The sequence below is a fragment of the Geminicoccus harenae genome (assembly GCF_019800005.1).
GTDB lineage: Bacteria > Pseudomonadota > Alphaproteobacteria > Geminicoccales > Geminicoccaceae > Geminicoccus > Geminicoccus harenae.
Genome location: NZ_JABGCL010000019.1, coordinates 42,715 through 60,833 on the forward strand (window position 1 = coordinate 42,715; position 18,119 = coordinate 60,833).

At 69.4% G+C, this 18,119-nt stretch carries 18 protein-coding genes; 9 read left to right on the forward strand and 9 right to left on the reverse strand.

Translation table 11 applies throughout. The annotated features are described in order from the left end of the window. From HLA95_RS17630 to HLA95_RS17665, 8 genes are read left to right on the forward strand one after another with little or no spacing between them, the layout of a single operon-like run. Positions 1-987, forward strand: a complete 987-nt coding sequence (locus HLA95_RS17630; RefSeq protein ID WP_222184026.1) for a septal ring lytic transglycosylase RlpA family protein — start codon at positions 1-3, stop codon at positions 985-987. 33 nt (positions 988-1,020) lie between these two features. Beyond that, positions 1,021-2,202, forward strand: coding sequence for a D-alanyl-D-alanine carboxypeptidase family protein (locus tag HLA95_RS17635; RefSeq protein ID WP_191060044.1), 1,182 nt, complete (start codon positions 1,021-1,023; stop codon positions 2,200-2,202). A 4-nt stretch (positions 2,203-2,206) separates the two neighbouring features. Beyond that, positions 2,207-2,833 (forward strand): dTMP kinase, encoded by a 627-nt coding sequence (gene tmk / locus HLA95_RS17640; protein ID WP_223861542.1) that lies wholly within the window; start codon positions 2,207-2,209, stop codon positions 2,831-2,833. Further along, positions 2,830-3,882, forward strand: a complete 1,053-nt coding sequence (locus tag HLA95_RS17645; protein ID WP_191060042.1) for a DNA polymerase III subunit delta' — start codon at positions 2,830-2,832, stop codon at positions 3,880-3,882. The genes tmk and HLA95_RS17645 overlap by 4 nt, the downstream gene beginning before the upstream one ends. A 38-nt stretch (positions 3,883-3,920) precedes the next feature. After that, a complete protein-coding gene (metG, locus tag HLA95_RS17650) occupies positions 3,921-5,453 on the forward strand; it encodes a methionine--tRNA ligase (protein ID WP_191060041.1) in 1,533 nt (510 codons plus the stop codon). Then, positions 5,450-6,235, forward strand: a complete 786-nt coding sequence (locus HLA95_RS17655; RefSeq protein ID WP_191060040.1) for a TatD family hydrolase — start codon at positions 5,450-5,452, stop codon at positions 6,233-6,235. Before metG ends, HLA95_RS17655 begins: the two co-directional genes overlap by 4 nt. Further along, positions 6,232-7,008: an MBL fold metallo-hydrolase gene (locus tag HLA95_RS17660; protein WP_191060039.1), complete on the forward strand. Its 777-nt coding sequence runs from the start codon at positions 6,232-6,234 to the stop codon at positions 7,006-7,008. The genes HLA95_RS17655 and HLA95_RS17660 overlap by 4 nt, the downstream gene beginning before the upstream one ends. Next, on the forward strand, positions 7,005-7,610 hold the full coding sequence (locus HLA95_RS17665) for a GNAT family N-acetyltransferase (protein WP_191060038.1): 606 nt from the start codon (positions 7,005-7,007) through the stop codon (positions 7,608-7,610). The genes HLA95_RS17660 and HLA95_RS17665 overlap by 4 nt, the downstream gene beginning before the upstream one ends. Here HLA95_RS17665 and sseA read toward each other — a convergent pair. The 3 genes from sseA to HLA95_RS17680 all read right to left on the reverse strand — a co-directional run bounded on the left by sseA (position 7,600) and on the right by HLA95_RS17680 (position 10,084). Next, a complete protein-coding gene (gene sseA, locus HLA95_RS17670; protein WP_222184028.1) occupies positions 7,600-8,445 on the reverse strand; it encodes a 3-mercaptopyruvate sulfurtransferase in 846 nt (281 codons plus the stop codon). The two genes, HLA95_RS17665 and sseA, sit on opposite strands and share 11 nt — an antisense overlap. Next, positions 8,442-9,461: a cysteine synthase A gene (locus tag HLA95_RS17675; RefSeq protein ID WP_191061374.1), complete on the reverse strand. Its 1,020-nt coding sequence runs from the start codon at positions 9,459-9,461 to the stop codon at positions 8,442-8,444. The genes sseA and HLA95_RS17675 overlap by 4 nt, the downstream gene beginning before the upstream one ends. An 89-nt stretch (positions 9,462-9,550) precedes the next feature. Next, on the reverse strand, positions 9,551-10,084 hold the full coding sequence (locus HLA95_RS17680) for a cell wall hydrolase (RefSeq protein WP_191061373.1): 534 nt from the start codon (positions 10,082-10,084) through the stop codon (positions 9,551-9,553). A gap of 127 nt (positions 10,085-10,211) precedes the next feature. Here HLA95_RS17680 and HLA95_RS17685 point away from each other — a divergent pair, with 127 nt between their 5' ends. Continuing rightward, positions 10,212-10,592, forward strand: coding sequence for a hypothetical protein (locus HLA95_RS17685; RefSeq protein ID WP_191061372.1), 381 nt, complete (start codon positions 10,212-10,214; stop codon positions 10,590-10,592). Here the strand turns inward: HLA95_RS17685 and HLA95_RS17690 are convergent. From HLA95_RS17690 to HLA95_RS17715, 6 genes are all read right to left on the reverse strand, one after another. After that, positions 10,582-12,594, reverse strand: a complete 2,013-nt coding sequence (locus tag HLA95_RS17690) for a D-apionate lactonase family protein (protein ID WP_222184030.1) — start codon at positions 12,592-12,594, stop codon at positions 10,582-10,584. The genes HLA95_RS17685 and HLA95_RS17690 overlap by 11 nt on opposite strands. A gap of 13 nt (positions 12,595-12,607) precedes the next feature. After that, positions 12,608-13,414 carry a carbohydrate ABC transporter permease gene (locus tag HLA95_RS17695; protein WP_191059507.1) on the reverse strand — a complete coding sequence of 269 codons (807 nt, stop codon included), beginning with the start codon at positions 13,412-13,414 and terminating at the stop codon, positions 12,608-12,610. Further along, entirely contained in the window at positions 13,411-14,295 is an 885-nt protein-coding gene (locus tag HLA95_RS17700; protein WP_191059508.1) for a carbohydrate ABC transporter permease, read from the reverse strand. Before HLA95_RS17700 ends, HLA95_RS17695 begins: the two co-directional genes overlap by 4 nt. Beyond that, positions 14,292-15,491 (reverse strand): MFS transporter, encoded by a 1,200-nt coding sequence (locus HLA95_RS17705; RefSeq protein ID WP_191059509.1) that lies wholly within the window; start codon positions 15,489-15,491, stop codon positions 14,292-14,294. The genes HLA95_RS17700 and HLA95_RS17705 overlap by 4 nt, the downstream gene beginning before the upstream one ends. Before the next feature lie 74 nt (positions 15,492-15,565). Continuing rightward, positions 15,566-17,020 carry an ABC transporter substrate-binding protein gene (locus HLA95_RS17710; protein WP_191059510.1) on the reverse strand — a complete coding sequence of 485 codons (1,455 nt, stop codon included), beginning with the start codon at positions 17,018-17,020 and terminating at the stop codon, positions 15,566-15,568. 50 nt (positions 17,021-17,070) lie between these two features. Then, positions 17,071-18,114, reverse strand: coding sequence for an NAD(P)-dependent oxidoreductase (locus HLA95_RS17715; protein WP_191059511.1), 1,044 nt, complete (start codon positions 18,112-18,114; stop codon positions 17,071-17,073). Positions 18,115-18,119: the final 5 nt, after the last annotated feature.

The following is an 18,119-nucleotide window of genomic DNA, read 5'->3' on the forward strand; positions in this document are numbered from 1 at the left end:
GTGACCCGCAAGGCAACCATCGACCCGTGCGTGCCGGTTTTCTCGACCGGCCGCTCCCCGGCGCGGAACTGGCTGGCCGCCGGCCTGCTCCTGCTGCTGGCGGCCTGCTCCGGCAGCGCGCCGCCCTCACCGGCACCAGGTCCCAAGGTCGCCGGACCCACCGGCACCTACAAGGTCGGCAAGCCCTACCAGATCGCTGGGCAATGGTACTACCCGGCCTATGACCCGTCCTACGACCGCACGGGCACCGGCTCCTGGTATGGCGAGCAGTTCCAGGGCCGGCCCACTGCAAACGGCGAGATCTTCGACAAGGAGACCATCTCCGCCGCCCATCCGACCCTGCCGCTGCCCTCGATCGTGCGGGTGACCAATCTCGAGAATGGCCGGTCCATGGAGATCCGGGTGAACGACCGCGGGCCGTTCGTGGACGACCGCGAGATCGATCTGTCGGAGGCGGCCGCCCGGGCGCTGGGCTATCACGGCAAGGGCCTGGCTCCCGTCCGGGTCCAGTTCGTCCGGATCGCCCCGGATGCGCTGGGCGCGCCGCCGGAGCCGGTCCAGGTCGCATCCGCGGCGGGCGACGACGATCTCTACCAGAAGGCGAGCGCTCCAGCGGCGACCCGGGCACGCCGTGCGGAGGCGGCACCGTTTCGAGCGAGCACGGTCGAGGTGCGGGAAGCGGTGGAAGCCGAATCGGTGCCCCCGACCTGCGCATCGCGCGGCGACCCCCTGTTCGTCCAGGTGGGCGCGTTCTCCGATCCCGGCCGGGCGGACCGCGTGAAGCGGCAGATGGCGGCGCTGGGCGTCGTCCTGCTGGAACCGGTGTTCGTGCGGGGCGAGGCGCTGCTGCGGCTGCGGGTGGGGCCCGAGACCGATCCCGCGAGCGCCCGGCGGCTGCTGGCCCGCGTGCAGGCGGCCGGCCACCCTCAGGCCTTCCTCACCGAGAATGCCGGCCCGTCCCGGCCGGCCACGATCTGCGGGACCTGAGCTGGCTTACCCATCCTGCGGAGGGCAGGCTTCATGACCGATCCCGTGCTGGCACGTCGTCTCCTGCCGCTCTTCGCGATGCGGTGCCTAGCCCTGCTGGCCCTCGCCATGCCGGGGCTGGTGGCGCCGGCTGCCGCCCAGCCGCTCGCCTTCGAGACCAAGGCGCGCGCGGCGATCCTGCTCGACCACCGCACCGGCAGCGTCCTGTTCGCCAAGGAGCCCGACCTGCGCCTGCCGCCGGCGTCGATGAGCAAGCTCATGACCGCCTACATGGTGTTCGACGCGATCCGGGCCGGGCGGCTCAGCGAGGACGACGAGCTGCCGGTCAGCGAGACGGCCTGGCGCACCGGCGGCTCCAAGATGTTCGTCAAGGTCGGCGACCGGGTCCGCGTCGGCGACCTGATCCGCGGCGTGATCATCCAGTCCGGCAACGATGCCTGCGTGGTGATCGCGGAGGGACTGGCCGGCAGCGAGGCCGGGTTCGCCCGGCAGATGACCGAGAAGGCGCGAGCGATCGGCCTGACCGGCTCCAACTTCGCCAACTCCAACGGCCTGCCCGACCCGGACCACTGGATGACGGTCCGCGACCTCGCCACCCTGGCGCGGCGGCTGATCGTGGACTTCCCAGACTACTACTCGATCTATGGCGAGGAGGAGTTCACCTACCAGAACATCCGCCAGTTCTCGCGCAACCCGCTCCTGCGCAGTGGCGTGCCCGGGGTGGACGGCCTCAAGACCGGCCATACCGAAGAGGCGGGCTACGGACTGGTCGCCTCGGCGCAGCGTGACGGGCGGCGGATCATCCTGGTCATGGCGGGGTTGGGCTCGGAAAAGGAGCGCGCCCAGGAAAGTGCCCGGATGCTGGAATTCGGCTTTCGCGAGTTCGAGGAGCGGGTCCTGTTCCGCGCGGGCCAGTCCGTCGAGCAGGCCCAGGTCTGGCTGGGCGAGCAGTCGACCGTGCCCCTGGTGCCGGCCGACGACGTGGCCATGACCGTCCCGCGGGGTGCCGCACCGGGTCTCACCATGAAGGCCGCCTGGGACGACCCGGTGCCGGCACCGGTCGCCAAGGGCCAGCCGCTCGCCAACCTCACCGTCTCGGCACCCGGCCAGGAGCCGGTCGTGGTCCCGCTGGTCGCCGGCGCCGACGTGCCCGAGGCTTCCTGGTTCCGCCGGATCTGGAGCCTCGGCATGTTCTATGTGTGGAGCTTCGTCTGATCCCGTGAGCTGCTTCATCACCTTCGAAGGCGGCGAGGGCGTCGGCAAGTCCAGCCAGTTGCCCCTGCTGGCGCGCCGGCTGGCAGCGCAGGGACATCGCGTGGTCACCACCCGGGAGCCCGGCGGCACCGACGGGGCCGAGCGGATCCGCGACCTGGCCGTGGCCGGCGCTGCCGATCGCTGGTCGGCGCGGACAGAGCTCCTGCTGATGACCGCCGCGCGCACCGATCATGTCGAACGGGTGATCATGCCGGCCCTGGAGTCGGGCGCCTGGGTGCTCTGCGACCGGTTCCTGGACAGCACGCGGGTCTATCAGGGCCTGGCCGGGGGGCTCGGCATCGAGCTCGTCGACCGGCTGCACGACCTGCTGCTGCCAAAGCCGCGCCCCGACCTCACCCTCCTGCTCGACCTGCCCGTGCCAATGGCGGCAGCGCGTCGCGAGGCGGCCGGCGGCAGCGGGCGCTTCGAGGCCAAGGGGACGGCATTCCATGAAAAGGTCCGCGCGGGCTTCCAGGCGATCGCCCGGGCCGAGCCCGGTCGGGTGGCCATGATCGATGCCGGCCTGCCGCCGGACGAGGTGGCCGAGCGGATCTGGCAGGCGACCGTCACGCAGCTGGGTGGCCGGACATGAGCCTGCCCGAACCGCGCCTCGCAGTCGAACTGCTGGGCCAGGACGAGCCGGCCCGGCAGCTTGCCCGGGTACTGGCATCCGGCCGCGTCGCCCATGGCTGGCTGCTGAGCGGGCCGCGCGGCATCGGCAAGGCGACGCTCGCCTGGCGGTTCGCCCGCGCCCTGCTGGGTGCCGCCCATGACGAGCTGCTGCGTACCGAGCCGACCGACCGGGTGTTCCGGATGCTGGCCGGCGGCAGCCATCCGGACCTGCATGTCCTGGAGGTCGAGGCATCGCGCGGCAAGCGGGCGATGATCAAGGTCGACCAGGCCCGCGACCTGAAGGAGGAGTTCGGGACCACCGCCGGCCTTGGCGGGCGCCGGGTCCTGATCGTCGATGCCGCCGACGACCTGAACCCGCAGAGCGCCAACGCGATCCTGAAGCTGCTGGAGGAGCCGCCAGCCGGCACGGTCATCCTCCTGATCAACCATGTCCCGGGCCGGATCCTGCCGACCATCGCGTCGCGCTGCGTGCGCCTGCGCCTCAAGCGGCTAGACGACCAGGTCGTGGAGCGCCTGCTGGAGGAGGCGCTGCCGGACCGGCCAGCCGAGGCGAGGCGGGCACTCCTGCCGTTCGCCCGCGGCTCGATCGGCCGGGCCCTGTGGCTGGACGAGGTGGGCTTTTTGGAGCGCTACCACGACGTTCTGGCCGCCTGTGCGGCGACCTCCCGCGGCGGGTCGCTGAGCACCCTCGCCGAGCGAATCGCCCAGGCCCTGCAGGCGACCGGTGCCCAGGCGCCCTTCGAGGTGCCGCAGGCCATCCTCTACCGCGCCCTGCAGACCGCTGCAGGCTCCATTCCGGCGGGCAGTGACGAGGGGGAGCGCGCCGCACTTTCCGCCGTGGCCGCGCGGCGACCGCTTGATGACTGGGGTACGCCGTGGGACAACCTCGCCCGGCTGGCGGCCCGGTTCGAGCCACTCAGCCTTTCCTCCGATGCCGCATCCCTGGCGGCGGCGGCGGTGCTGGCGGGCGAGGCCGCCGAGCATCTGGTCCTGCCGGAGCCCTGGTGAGCGCGGCAGCGGCGAGCCTTCCGAAGGATCCGATCGACATGAGCGCGGGCGAGCGTTTCTACATCACCACGCCGATCTACTACGTCAACGACAGCCCGCATATCGGCCACGCCTACACCACGCTCGCCTGCGACGCGTTCGCGAGGTTCGCCCGGCTCGACGGCAGGAAGGTGTGGTTCCTGACCGGCACGGACGAGCACGGCCAGAAGGTCGAGAAGGCCGCCCAGGCCGCCCGCAAGGACCCGCAGGCCTTCACCGACGAGGTCAGCCAGCGCTTCCGCCGCTTGGCCGACGCGATGGGCTTCTCCCACGACGACTTCATCCGCACCACCGAGAAGCGCCACTACCGCGCCGTCCAGCATCTGTGGAACGTGCTGGTGGAGAAGGGCGAGATCTATCTCGGCAAGTATGCCGGCTGGTACTCGGTGCGCGACGAGGCGTTCTTCGACGAGAGCGAGATCACCGACGGCAAGGCGCCCACCGGGGCCCCGGTCGAGTGGGTCGAGGAGCCCTCCTACTTCTTCCGCCTCTCCGCCTGGCAGGACCGGCTGCTCGCCTTCTACGAAACGAACCCGGACTTCATCCTGCCGCCGTCCCGGCGCAACGAGGTGGTCAGCTTCGTGAAGTCGAACCTGCGCGACCTGTCGGTCTCGCGCACGACCTTCAAGTGGGGCGTGCCGGTCCCGAACGACCCCGACCATGTGATGTATGTCTGGCTGGACGCGCTCACCAACTACCTGACCGCGTTGGGCTACCCCGATGACACCGAGGCTTGGCGGACCTTCTGGCCGGCCGATGTCCACGTGGTCGGCAAGGACATCCTGCGCTTCCACGCGATCTACTGGCCGGCCTTCCTGATGGCGGCCGACCTGCCGCCGCCCAAGCGCGTGTTCGCCCATGGCTGGTGGACCAACGAGGGGCAGAAGATCTCGAAGTCGGTGGGCAACGTGATCGATCCGCTCCAGCTGATCGAGACGTTCGGCCTGGACCAGACCCGCTACTTCCTGCTGCGCGAGGTGCCGTTCGGCGCCGATGGCGACTTCAGCCGCGCCGCGATGATCCGGCGGATGAATGCCGACTTGGCCAACGACTATGGCAATCTCGGCCTGCGCGTCCTGTCCTTCATCCAGAAGAACGCCGGTGCCGCGGTGCCGGCCAAGGGCGAGCTGATCGCGGCCGACCATGAGCTCCTGGACGCCGCCGCCGGGCTGGTGGCGAAGGTGCGCGCGGACATGGACGTGCAGGCGCCGCACAAGGCGCTGGAGGCGATCTTCACGGTGATCGCGGACGCCAACCGCTGGATCGACACCCACGCACCCTGGACCCTGCGCAAGACCGATCCTGCGCGGATGAACACGGTGCTCTGGGTGCTGGTCGAGACCATCCGCCGGATCGCGATCCTCACCCAGGCCTTCATGCCGACGGCCTCGGCCAAGGTGCTGGACCAGCTCGCGGTGCCGGCGAAGCGGCGGTTGCTGGCGCACGTCACCGACCCGGACGCGGCCCTCGTCCCGGGCACGCCGTTGCCGAAGCCGGAGGGCGTGTTCCCGAAATGGCAGGAGCCGGCATGACCATCGTCGATACCCACTGCCACCTGGACTATTCGGGCCTGGCCGAGGACCTGCCGGGTGTCCTGGCGCGCGCCGCAACGGCCGGCGTGGATCGGGTGATCACGATCGGCACGAAGCTTTCCGCCTTCGAGAAGGTCCGCGGGATCGCGCATGGCCATCCGAACGTGTTCTGCACGATCGGAGTCCATCCGCACGAGGCGGGCAAGGAGGGCTTTCCCGACCCTGCCGTGTTCATCGAGGCGGCGAAGGACCCGCGCGTGGTCGGGATCGGCGAGAGCGGGCTCGACTATTTCTACGACAACGCCCCGCGCGATGCCCAGCGCCGCTCCTTCCTCCTGCACATCCACATCGCCCAGGCGACCGGCCTGCCGCTCGTGGTGCACACGCGCGATGCCGACGACGACACGATGGACCTGCTGGAGGAGGCGATGCGCCGCCAGCCCTTCACCGGCGTGATCCATTGCTACTCGTCGTCGCGTCGCCTGGCCGAGCGGGCGGTGACCATGGGGCTGCATCTGGGGATTGGCGGGATCCTGACCTTTCCCAGGAGCGACCTGATCCGCGACACGGTTCGCCAGATGCCGCTGGACGCGCTGGTACTGGAGACCGACGCACCCTATCTCGCCCCGGTGCCCAAGCGCGGCAGGTCGAACGAGCCGGCCTATGTCGCCCATGTGGCGGCCAAGCTCGCCGAGGTGCTGGGCCTGACCATGGCCGAGGTCGAGCGGGTGACCACCGCCAATGCCGAGCGCCTGTTCCCGCGGATCAAGCCCGCCGCATGAGGATCACCGTGCTCGGCTGCGGCACCTCGTCGGGCGTGCCGCAGATCGGCTGCCACTGCCCGGTCTGCCGCTCCACCGACCCGCGGAACAAGCGGCTGCGCGCCTCGATCCTGGTGGAGGACCGGGGCAGCCTGATCCTGTTCGACTGCGGGCCGGACATGCGCATGCAGCTGCTCGGTGCCGACGTGGTACGGCTGGACGCCCTGGTCTTCACCCACGCCCATGCCGACCACATCCACGGCATCGACGACATCCGTGGCGTCAACAACGCCATGGACGCGCAGCTGCCGGCCTATGGCGCGCCCGAGGTCCTGGACCAGATCCGCAGCCGGTTCGACTATGCCTTCCATCCCGACCGCCACCCGAATGGCGGATTCTGGCGGCCCTCGCTGGAGCCCAGGGCGTTCGACGGGCCGTTCCGGATCGGGGCCACCACGCTGGTGCCGTTCCGCCAACGCCACGGCAATGGCGCAAGCTGGGGCTTTAGGATCGGCAACTTCGCCTATTCCACCGACGTGGACTGGCTGGACGAGGACGCCTTCGCCGCGCTTGCCGGGGTGCGCTACTGGATCGTCGACTGCCTGCGCGAGCGTCCGCACCCGACTCATGCCCATCTGGAACGGACCATGGGCTGGATCGACCGGCTCCGCCCGGAGCGGGCCTGGTTCACCCACATGAACCACGAGGTCGACTTCGCCACCTGGTGCGCGCGGCTGCCAGCCCATGTCCGGCCGGCCTTCGACGGCCAGGTGATCGAGCTGGAGGAGCCATGACCGAGCTGGAGCTGGAGCCCGGCTTCTATTTCCTGCCCAAGGGCATGCTGCCCTCGGTGGTGGTGTGCCTGGAGATGACCGAGCGGCCGGCACCGCGCGAGGTCCCGGCACCCGAGGGCGTGAACCTGCGCCATGTCGAGCGGCCGGAGCTCGACTGGTACCGGGCGCTGTTCGGCAAGGTCGGCGAGCCCTGGCTCTGGTATGGCCGGCGGCTCCTTTCCGACGAGCAACTGGCCGCGGTCATCCACGATCCGCTGGTGGAAGTGCGGGCGGTCGAGCTGGATGGCAGCCCGGAAGGGCTGCTGGAGCTCGACTTCCGCAAGCCCGGCGAGGTGGAGCTGGTCTATTTCGGCCTGACGGATGCGCTGATCGGCAGCCGTGCCGGCCGCTGGCTGATGGAGCAGGCGATCACGCTGGCGTTCCGCCAGCCGATCCGCCGCTTCTGGGTCCATACCTGCAACTACGACCACCGCTCGGCGCTCGACTTCTACCGGCGCTCCGGCTTCGTGCCCTACCGCTTCGCCCTCGACCTGGACCCCGACCCGCGCCTGACCGGCCACCTGCCGATGGACGCGGCCCCCCAGGCACCGGTCATTCCGTGACGATCGGGGTGTCCTTACGGCCGCCCCATTCCGTCCAGGACCCGTCATAGACGGCGAGATCCTCTTTGCCGAGCTGGTAGGCCGCCAGCGCCAGCACGGCCGCCGACACGCCCGAGCCGCAGCTCGCGGCGACCGGCAGGCGCAGGTCGATCCCGGCACCCTCCAGCGCCATCTGCAGCCGGTCGTTCGGCAGGAGGCGGCCGTCCGTGTCGATCAGCTCCCCGTAGGGCAGGTTCACGGCACCGGGCATGTGGCCGGAACGCAGGCCAGCGCGCGGCTCGGGCTCCGCTCCGCGGAACCGGCCGGGCGAGCGGACATCGACGACCTGGGTGCTGCCGTCCTCCAGCACGGCCCGCACGCGGTCCAGGTCCAGCACCAGCTCCGGCCGGAAGCGCGCCACGAATCGTCTGGCCGGCAGACGGACCTCGCCGGATTCCAGCTTCTGGCCCGCCGCCTGCCAGGCCGCGAGGCCGCCATCCAGCACCATCACGTCCTGGTGGCCCATCGCCCGGAACATCCACCAGGCCCGGGCCGATGCCAGGAACCGGTTGGCGTCGTACACCACCACCCGATCGGCATTGTCAATGCCGAGCTCGCCCACCTGCCGACCGAACTGCTCAGGCGGGGGCAGCATGTGCGGCAGGTCGCTGGCAGGATCGGCGATGACCTCGACATCGAAGAAGGCCGCACCCGGCAGGTGCCGCTCGCGATATTCGGCATGCGCGTCGCGGTTCTGGTTCGGCAGGTAGAACGAGGCGTCCAGGATGCGGACGTCCGGGTCGTTCTGGTGCCGGACCAGCCAGTCGACCGATACGAGTGCCGGCAGGGCGCTCATGGCTCCACTCCTTCGGGTATCCATGGCGGCAAGGGCAGGTTCTTCGCACGCAGGAAGGCGGGGTTGTAGAGCTTGGACTGGTAGCGGGCACCGCCGTCGCACAGCACGGTCACCACGGTGTGGCCAGGACCCAATGCCTCGGCCACCCGGATCGCGGCGGTGACGTTGATCGCCGAGGAGCCGCCCAGGACCAGCCCTTCCTCCTGACCCAGCGCGAACAGGACCGGCAGGGCCTCCTCGTCGGTGATCTGCAGGGCATCGTCGATCGGGGCACCCTCCAGGTTCCGGGTCACCCGGCCCTGGCCGATCCCCTCCGTGATCGAGCTGCCGCTGCTCTTGAGCTCGCCGGTCTTGATCCAGGAATACAGCGCCGCACCCATGGGGTCGGCCAGCACGATCCGGACGTCCGGCTTCTGCTCCTTCAGATAGTCCGCGACCCCGGCGAGCGTGCCGCCCGTGCCGACCGCGCAGGTGAAGGCGTCGATCCGGCCGCCGGTCTGCTGCCAGATCTCCGGGCCGGTCGTGCGGTAGTGCCCCTGCCGGTTCGCGACATTGTCGAACTGGTTGGCCCAGAGTGCGCCCTCCGGGTGTGAAGCCGCCAGCTCCTCGGCCAAGCGGCCGGACAGCTTCACATAATTGTTCGGGTCCTTGTAGGGCACCGCCGGCACCGGGCGCAGGTCGGCACCGGCCAGCCGCAGCGCGTCCATCTTCTCCTGGCTCTGCGTTTCCGGGATCACGATCACGGTCCGGTAGCCGCGCGCCGACGCGACATGGGCGAGACCAATCCCGGTATTGCCCGCGGTACCCTCGACGATGATCCCACCCGGGCGGATCTGGCCCCTGGCTTCCGCATCCTCGATGATCGCCAGGGCCGCGCGGTCCTTGATCGAGCCGCCCGGGTTCATGAACTCGCACTTGCCCAGGATCTCGCAGCCGGTGCGCTCCGAGGGGCCCCGCAGCCGGACCAGTGGCGTGTTGCCGATCAGGTCGGTGAAGCCGGAGCGGATGGGGGTCATCGATGGCAGCCCGGATGCGATGAGCGGATACGGCAAAGCCTAGGATGGCGATGCCGGGCGGGCAAGGCGGGCAGCCGGTCCCCCTCGGATCAGCTCATGTCGCCTGGCGCGAAGAAGCTGTGGCCGCCCACTTCCAGCGTCTCGCGCACGTCCGGCCCCAGCCAGCCCGGACGCTCGCGCCACGACTCCCAGAACCAGAGCGCGCCGGCCGTCGGGTCGCGGCTCTGCTGGAACAGGATCTCGCCCGCCAGCTCTTCCGCCTGCCGCCATGCCTCGGGCTCGGCGGCTGGCTTGCTCAGGTCGCCGCAGGCCCAGCCGAACTGGCACTTGCCCGACCGGGTCGGCTCGACCACGACCTCGCGGATTCCGTCGGGAAACTCGGCATTGCGCGCCCGGTTCAGGACCACCCAGCCGACCGCACGCATCGCGTCCGCGCTCTGGCCGCGCGCCTCGTGGTACATGGTGAGGGCCAGGTAGTGCTCGGCCTTGAGTGCCGGCGGCGGCGGCACGGCGGCTTGCCGGGCAGGGGTGTCCGGGGGTATCCGCCACGCAGCCGCCCCGATGGCGGCCGCGCTTGCCAGCATGGCTGCAGCCACCAGGGCAGCACCCGCTCTCAGCCTCATCCGCTCCCTCCCGTCCTTCAATCCTACCGGAGTACCGTCGGGAACTCGGGGTCGACCCCGCGGTTCCGGAGCCGCGTGTTCCGGCGTCTGGCTGAGGCGGCAGCACATCACCACAGGAGTTTCAGGCATGGCCGGTCGGATGCGCGACCTCACCAATCTCACGGCGCTGCTGACCGCATCCGGGACGACGATCATGGCCAGGCTCGGCCGGATGGCCGCCGATCCGCATGGCATCGCAAAAGACCCGGAGACCATGCTGATGGTCACGGAGAAGCTGGCCGCCGTCACCGAGGCGGCGGGCAAGGCGATGCTCGCAACCCCGGCGCTCGCCATGGCCTGGCAGCGCTGGTGGTGGCAGCGCGCGCTCAGCTTCGACCTCGGTGCCGCACAGCGCGCCGATCACGAGCTCACGCACGAGATCCAGCGGGTCATGGCCCGTACCGCACAGGCGATGCAGACACCGTTCCGGCGCCGGGCCCGGGCCAATGCCCGCCGGCTCAGCGCCTGACCAGGATCCTGGCCACGGCATACGCATCCAGGCGGAGATCGCCCGCCGTGAGCGGCATGGCACTCCCGGCCAGGAAGTCCGCGTCCTGGCAGGCCCGCTCGAAGGCGGCCGCATCCAGGACCGCCAGCTCGGCCGGGCCCGAATCCAGTCCGTCCAGCCGGACCTGAACCGGCTCGCCGGTCAGGTTGCACAGCCACACCACCAGGCCGTGGGCGCTCTCCGCCGCCAGGACCTGGAGGGTTGAAGGCACCGCAGAATGGGCCTGCCGGAGGCTGGCTCCGGCCAAGGCGGCATGGCCGGTCAGCACGTGCCAGGCAGGCGTGACCGATCCCGGGTTCTCGTCGAACCAGCGCTGCGGGTGCGGCTGGCGCGTGGTGACGATCCCGGACGGGCCTACCGCCGCGGCCAGGCACAGCGTGTCCAGGCCGCCCTGCGCGGCATGGGCCAGCAGGCCTGCATACCAGGCTGCCCCCAACAGCGCCCGATCGCGCGGGTCGACCCTGGCCATGGCGGTGCGACCCTGCTCCGGGTTCTCCGCCGGCATCGCGCCGTAGGGGTTGTGCCGCATCGAGATGGCGGTCGGGTAGAGCAGGTAGGGCGTCGACTCGCCCAGGATCGCGCGCGCGGAGCGCAGCAGCGAGGGCAGGGCCTCCAGCCCCTCGGTCACCGACAGGTCGTCGCCGGCATGCACGGTCGGGAAGATCGCGTGGCCCAGGAAGTCGAACAGGCCCTGCGGCGGCCGCTTGCGGTTGAGCTCGGTGAAGCTGCCGAAGAAGCCGCCGCCGATCTCGCAGCCGGGAAAGGCCGCCCGGGCACCGGCCAGGATCGCCTCGAAGGACGGCGCCGCCGGCCAGATCCCGCCGGGCGTGGTCGACTTCAGGTCGCAGGCGGGCGAGAGCGCGATCCGGCGGAAGTCCACGCCCGAGCGGCGCACCGCCGTCGCCAGCAGGTCCAGGTCGCGCGCCAGCGTGGTCGGGTCGTCGATCGGCCGGCCGAGCGCGTCCCGGCAGGGCAGGACCGCCTCCAGCAGCCGCTCCTCCGGCCGGCCCAGCGCGCCGAACGCTTCGAGCTGATGGACCACGGTGTCCAGCGAATCGACGGTGACGCCTTCCAGGAGCGAGCAGGCATGGACCGGGAAGGCGGTGCGCCCAAGCAGTTCCGCATGGTCCAGCGCCAGGGGGGCCAGATGCGCTGGCACTACCAGCGCCAGCTTCGGCATCCGGCCGATCACTTCCGGCTCGACCTGGACCTGGATCGCCTCGTCCGCGGCCGCAGCCGCCACGGCCGGCAGCGTGCCCTCCACCGTGAGCGTCACCTGCAGGTCGAGCTGCTCGCCCTTGGCCAGCGTATAGGGCCAAGGCAGGGCCAGCGGGCGGATATAGGTCTTGTAGGAGGCGTCCAGCCAGTTGCGCTGGTCCTCCATCTCGTAGGCGTCACCCTCCATCCGGCAGGTGACGCGCACGCCCGGGTAGACCTCGTGGCTGAGCGCGCGGATGTCCTTGAACGGCTGGATCGGGTCGATCAGCTCGGGAAAGCGGCTGTCCTCGACGCTGCCATCCACATGCTCCACCCGTACTGGCGCGCCAGTGATGCCCTCCACCCCGTGCAGCACCACGAAGCCCGCCCGGTTGGTGACGAAGTCGGTCAGCGCCTCGCCCAGCACCCGGAAGCGCAGCGAGCCGTCGGCCCCGCCGGCGATCTCCGCCTCGTAGGCGAAGGACTGCGCCCCATCGGAGCAGGTGGCGCGGTAGGTAACCCGGAAGCCGTCCGCGTCCTCCTGGACGTCGAGGTCGGTGATCTCCGGGCCATAGGTGCCCCAGTTGCGGTCACGCACGATCATGGAGATGGCGCGGATCGCCTCGCGGCCGCCCAGCCGGACATGGCGCAGACTCCCGGCATCCAGCGTGCAGGCGAGCGGCCCCGCCCGCAGCGTCCGGATCGCGGCGACCGGTTCCTCGGTGCCGAACAGGGCGACTGCCCGGCTGACCGTGCTGCTCGTCATGCGTCTCTCTCCCTCAACCCTTGACGGCACCCAGCGAGATCCCGCGGACCAGGTAGCGCTGCAGGAACGCCACCGCGAGGAAGATAGGCACGGTGCCCAGCACGCTCATCGCCGAGATCTTCGCCCAGAAGTTCGACTGGCCGCCGAAATAATGGGTGAGCTGCACCGGGAAGGTCGTGACCGCGCTGCGGGTCAGGACCAGCGCGAACAGGAACTCGTTCCAGGCGAACACGAAGGTGAACACCGCGGTGGCGAACAGGCCGGTGCGGGCCAGCGGCAGCACGATCTTGGTGAATACCTGCAGCCGCGTGCAGCCGTCGACCAGCGCCGACTCCTCGATCTCGCGCGGGATCTCCTGCAGGTAGCCGCGCATCATCCAGACCACGTAAGGCAGGTTGAACGCGGTGTAGAGGATGATCAGCCCGAGATAAGTGTCGACTAAGCCCAGCTTGACGTAGAGCAGGAAGATCGGGAACACGACCACGATCGGCGGCACCATGCGCTGCGACAGCACCCAGATCGAGAAATGGTCGCCGCCCGTCCGGAACCGCGCGATCGCATAGGCACACATCGTGCCGATCAGCATGGCCGCCGCGGTCGAGACCGACGCCACCACCAGGCTGTTCCAGATCGTCACCACGTCGCCGTCGCGGAACAGGACGGTGTAGTTCGACCACTGGAAGCTCGATGGCCACCAGACCGGCGGGTAGCTGAAGATCTCGTCCGGCGTCTTGAAGGAGATCGTGAACAGCCAGTAGATCGGGAACAGGAACAGGACTGTCACCAGCAGGGCGACGGTGAAGCGGATGGCCGTCCTCATCGGGCGATCTCCACGCGCTTGAGCGCCGCCATCACGAGTATCGTCAGGATCACGATGATCACGAAGGCCATGGCGGCGGTGTAGCTGGTCTCGAACTGCTGGAAGCCCTGGACATAGGCGTAGATCGAGATGGTCTCGGTCCGGGTGCCGGGGCCGCCCTTGGTGAGCGCCCAGATCACGTCGAAGATCCGGAACAGGTCGAGGCCGCGGATCAGCAGGGCGATCACGATCACCGGCCGGATCACCGGCAGGGTGATCGACCAGAGCGTGCGCCAGAAGCCGGCCCCGTCGATCCGCGCAGCCTCACCGAGCGAGGGGTCGACATTGGTCAACGAGGCGAACAGCAGCAGGAACATGAACGGCGTCCACTGCCAGACCTCGGCGATCAGGATCGCCGCGTAGACGAAGTTCGGGTCGTTCAGCCAGAGGATCGTCACGGGCTCGCCGGCCACCCAGGAGATCACCTGGTTGATCGGCCCGAACCGGTTGTCGAACAGGAGGCGCCAGGCAGCACCGGCCACGATCGGCGAGATCACCGTGGGCAGCACCAGCAGCGCCACGAAGACCGGCCGGCCGGGCAGTTCCTCCAGGAACAGCAGCGCCAGCGCCAGGCCCAGGATCAGTTCCAGCGGCAATGCCACCGCGGTGAACAGGAGGGTGTGGCCCAGCGCCTCCCAGAACCGCGTGTCGGACATCAGGCGCTGGTAGTTCAGCAGCCCCTGGAAGCTCGTGTCCTCGTCGATCAGCGAGATGTTCTGGACGCTGACCAGCAGGGTCCAGATCAGCGGGAACAGGCCGATGAACAGGATGATCGCCACGGCCGGTGCGATCATCGCGTAGCCGAACCGGCGGTCGTGGCGGTGGACGTTTTGCTGGGTCATCGAAGCTCCGCGAGCCGGCGGTCACGGCTGAAGGCGAGAAAGCCTGTGGCGATCGCCAGGAGTGCTGCCAAGCTGAGGAACACCGCGGTCCAGACGGGCGGTGCTGCGCTGGCGGCGACCTGGCCGGTCAGCGCCTGCAGCAGGGCCGCCCCGGCAAAGCAGGCGCCGTTCAGCAGCGTCAGGCCGCGCCCCATCTCCTCTGGCGCGAAGAACCGGCGCCCCTGGGCCATCACCATGTTGAAGACGCTGCCAAAGCAGCCGACCAGCACCAGGGCGATGGTGGCCACCAGCAGGCTGCCCGTGACCACCAGGGCGACCAGGGCGACCAGGGTGATGCAGGATCCCACCAGCACCGGCAGCTTGCGCCGGTCGGTCCGGCGCTCGATCGAGGCATAGAGCAGCGGGCCGATGATCATGCCGATCGACATGAGCAGCAGCACGTTGCCGCGCTCGATCGCATCCAGGCCGAACATGTCGGCCAGATAGGGCCCGCCCCACAGGCCGCGCACCGTGACCATCACGCCGTAGCCGATCAGGGCCATCGGCATGAGCGGCCAGAGCTCGCGCTTGCGGGCGACCTTGAACGTGCCGATCAATGCCCGCAGCGGATGCTCGCCCGAGGCCGGTGCCGGGCTGCCGTCGCGCGTGTCCTGGACGAACAGCCAGACGAGCAGGGCGGACAGGCCCACGATCGCGGCCACCGCCACCAGCGCCAGACGCCAGCCGATCAGACCCGCCAGCCAGGCCAAAGGTGCGGTACCCATCAGGTTGCCGAGGCTGCCAAGTGCCAGGACCAGCGAGGCCAGGCTGGCGAAGCGAGCCGGATCGTACCAGCGGGTCAGGAGCACCAGCGTGCCCATATAGACCGGCGCGCAGCCGATCCCGATCACCACCTGGGCGACGATGCCGACCTCGAGATTGGGTGCCATCGCGAGCAGCAAAGCACCCAGGGCCGCCACCAGCACCATCGGCGCCACCAGCTTGCGGATGCCGTACTTGTCGAGCGCGATGCCGACCGGGATCTGCATCACGGCGAACGCGATGAACCAGACGCTGGACAGAAAGCCCAGGTCCTGGGTGGTGAGGTCCAGGTCGCGCGACAGCTCCGGCGCGATGACGGCCAGCGAGGTGCGGAAGAACTGGCTGAGGATATAGGCCAGCGTCAGCGCCGCCAGACTGGCCAAAGGCTGCGTCATGAAAGATCCGGGAATGCAGCGAGGAACGGCAAGATGCCGCCCGGCCGGCAGGCCGGGGCGGCATCCCTATCCGTTCAGGCCTTCGGCGGGTAGGCGTTGGGCTTGGACGCCCAGTCGGCATAGGCCGCCTTCTGCTTGTCGACGCCGACCCGCTCGGTGGTCGCGTCCCATTGCGCCGCGACGTCGTCCAGGATCGCCTGCGGGTCCTCGCCCGACCAGAGCCGGGAGATGCCCTGGCGGATCGCCTCCTCGTAGCGGTCGGTCTGCAGGATCGACAGGTCGAGGATGCCGGTGTTGGCTGCCTCCTGCAGGGCCGCCAGGTACTGCGGCGCTTCCGGCCAGCGGCTCTTGTATTCCTCGCTGGTGAAGTGGCCCTCGCGGAACGGGTCGCGCAGGGCAAAGGGGAGCTGGACGCGCTGGATCGAGATGTCCCGCGAGTTCAGCCACTGGATGAACAGATAGGCCGCATCCTTGTTGGCCGAGGAGGCCGAGATCGACAGCGCGAAGCCTGACGCCAGCTCCGGATGGCCGCCCGGGCTCACGGCATAGCCGACCTTGCCGGCGACCGTGCTCTTGGGCACCCAGTTCAGCGCCGCCTCGTCCGTGCCATAGCCCGCGGCCCAGCGCCCGTAAGGTGGCCAGGACAGGGTCATCGCCGTGTCGCCCTGCAGGAAGGCGGCCAGGTTCTCGACGAAACCGAAATTCTCGATGCCGGGCGGCATCCACTTGTTCTCGGCGACCCAATCGGAGAACACCTTGACGCCGGCCGGGGAGTTCACCTGGGCCTTCATCGTCTCCGCATCGAAGAAGATGCCGCCCTCGTTGCGGAACCGCTCCTGGAACATGAACTGGCCCTGGGCGGGGTCGCGGATGAACGCGGCGCCATAGGGCTTGCCGCCGGTCACCTCGGTGATCAGCGCGCCGACCTCGTCGAACTCCTTCCAGGTCTTGGGCGGCACCGGCAGGTCGTAGCCGTGCTTCGCCTTGAACGCCTCCTGGATCTTCGGGTCGCCCAGCACGTCGGTGCGGTAGTACATGATGAAGACATCGCCGTCGTCCGGCAGGCCGTAGATCTTGCCGTCCACGGTCATCTGGTTGTCCCGGTAGACCGGGGCGATGTCCTGCAGCTCGTCGCGATAGCCGTACTTGTCGACATATTCGTCGAGCTGTTCCAGCGCACCGGCGCGCACTAGGTCGGGCATCCAGGCCGGGATCACGTTCAGCGCGTCATAGGCGCCCGTACCGGCCCGGTGCTCCTGCAGGATCTTGGTGAACATCTCCGAGGTCGGGACCTCGACGACCTTCACCTTGATCCCGGTCTCCTTCTCCCAGAGCGGCCCGCTGAAGTTCAGCGGGTCGAGCGCCTGCAGGCCGGCTTCCCAGACGATCGAGATCTCGGTGCCGGCATATTGCTTGGCGGCCTCGACCGCCTTCTTCGCCGCGGATTCGGCGGCAAGCGACGGCCGCGCCAGGGCGGCGAGCGCGCCGGCCATGGTGGTGGCTTCGAGGAAACGACGACGTTGCATCATCTTGTTCTGCCTCCCTGAAAATCACGCGGCCTGCCCGGCCGCCTCTTATGTCAAGCCGACCGCGCCTTGGCCTTCGCGAGCTTCTCCTTGAAGCGTGGGTCCTCCAGTACCTCCCGGTTGACCACGCCCTTGGGGTTCTGGCCGTTCAGGATCGCGAGCGCGCCGGCCACGTCGCCGGCGCCATTGCCGGCGAAGCACTGGTCGGTCCAGCACAGGGCGTGCGGCGAGACGATCACGTTGTCGAGCTGGAGGATCGGCTCGTCGGCCGGCACCGGCTCGACCTCGAACACGTCCAGCCCGGCCCCGGCAATGGTGCCGTCCACCAGCGCCTGGTAGAGCGCCTTCTGGTCGACCGTGGGGCCGCGCGAGGTGTTGATCAGATAGGCGCTGGGCTTCATCAGCTTGAGCGCCCGTTCATTGACGATGTGGTGGGTCGCCTCCGACAGCGGCACCGACACCGATACGAAGTCCGAGCGCTGAAACAGCTCGTCGAAGCCCACCAGCTCCACGCCCAGCTCGGCCGCAAGCTTCGGGTCGGCATAGGGGTCGTGGGCGATGAGCTTCATCTCGAAGGGCTTGAGCAGCCGGATCGCCTCGGCCCCGATATTGCCGATGCCGAGCTGGCCGAAGGTCCGCCCGACGATGCCCATGCCCATGTGCTCGGAGCGGTCGTTCCAGCGCCCCTCGCGGGTCATCTTGTCCTTGATCAGGAGCTTTTGCGACAGCGCCAGGACGAAGGTGACGATCGACACCGCGACCGGCCGGCGGATGCCGTCCGGGGTGATCACCAGGGCGATGCCGTTCTCCGTGCAGGCCGGCACGTCGACGCTGTCATAGCCCACGCCGAACCGGCAGACGGCGGCCAGCCTGCCGTCCTTCGGCACGCTGGCAGCGGTGAACTTCGGCACCAGCAGGATCAGGACGTCATAGCCCGCCAGCCCCTCGGCCGGCATCACCCCGTCCACGGGATCGACATAGCCGATCTCGATCCGCGGGTCGGAGATCAGCGGCGACAGGTCGAAGGAGGGGTAGGTGGGCGAGCCGTCCGCCTTCCGGAAGTCGGAAGAAAGCGCCACCCTGAACTTGTCGGCCATGTTCA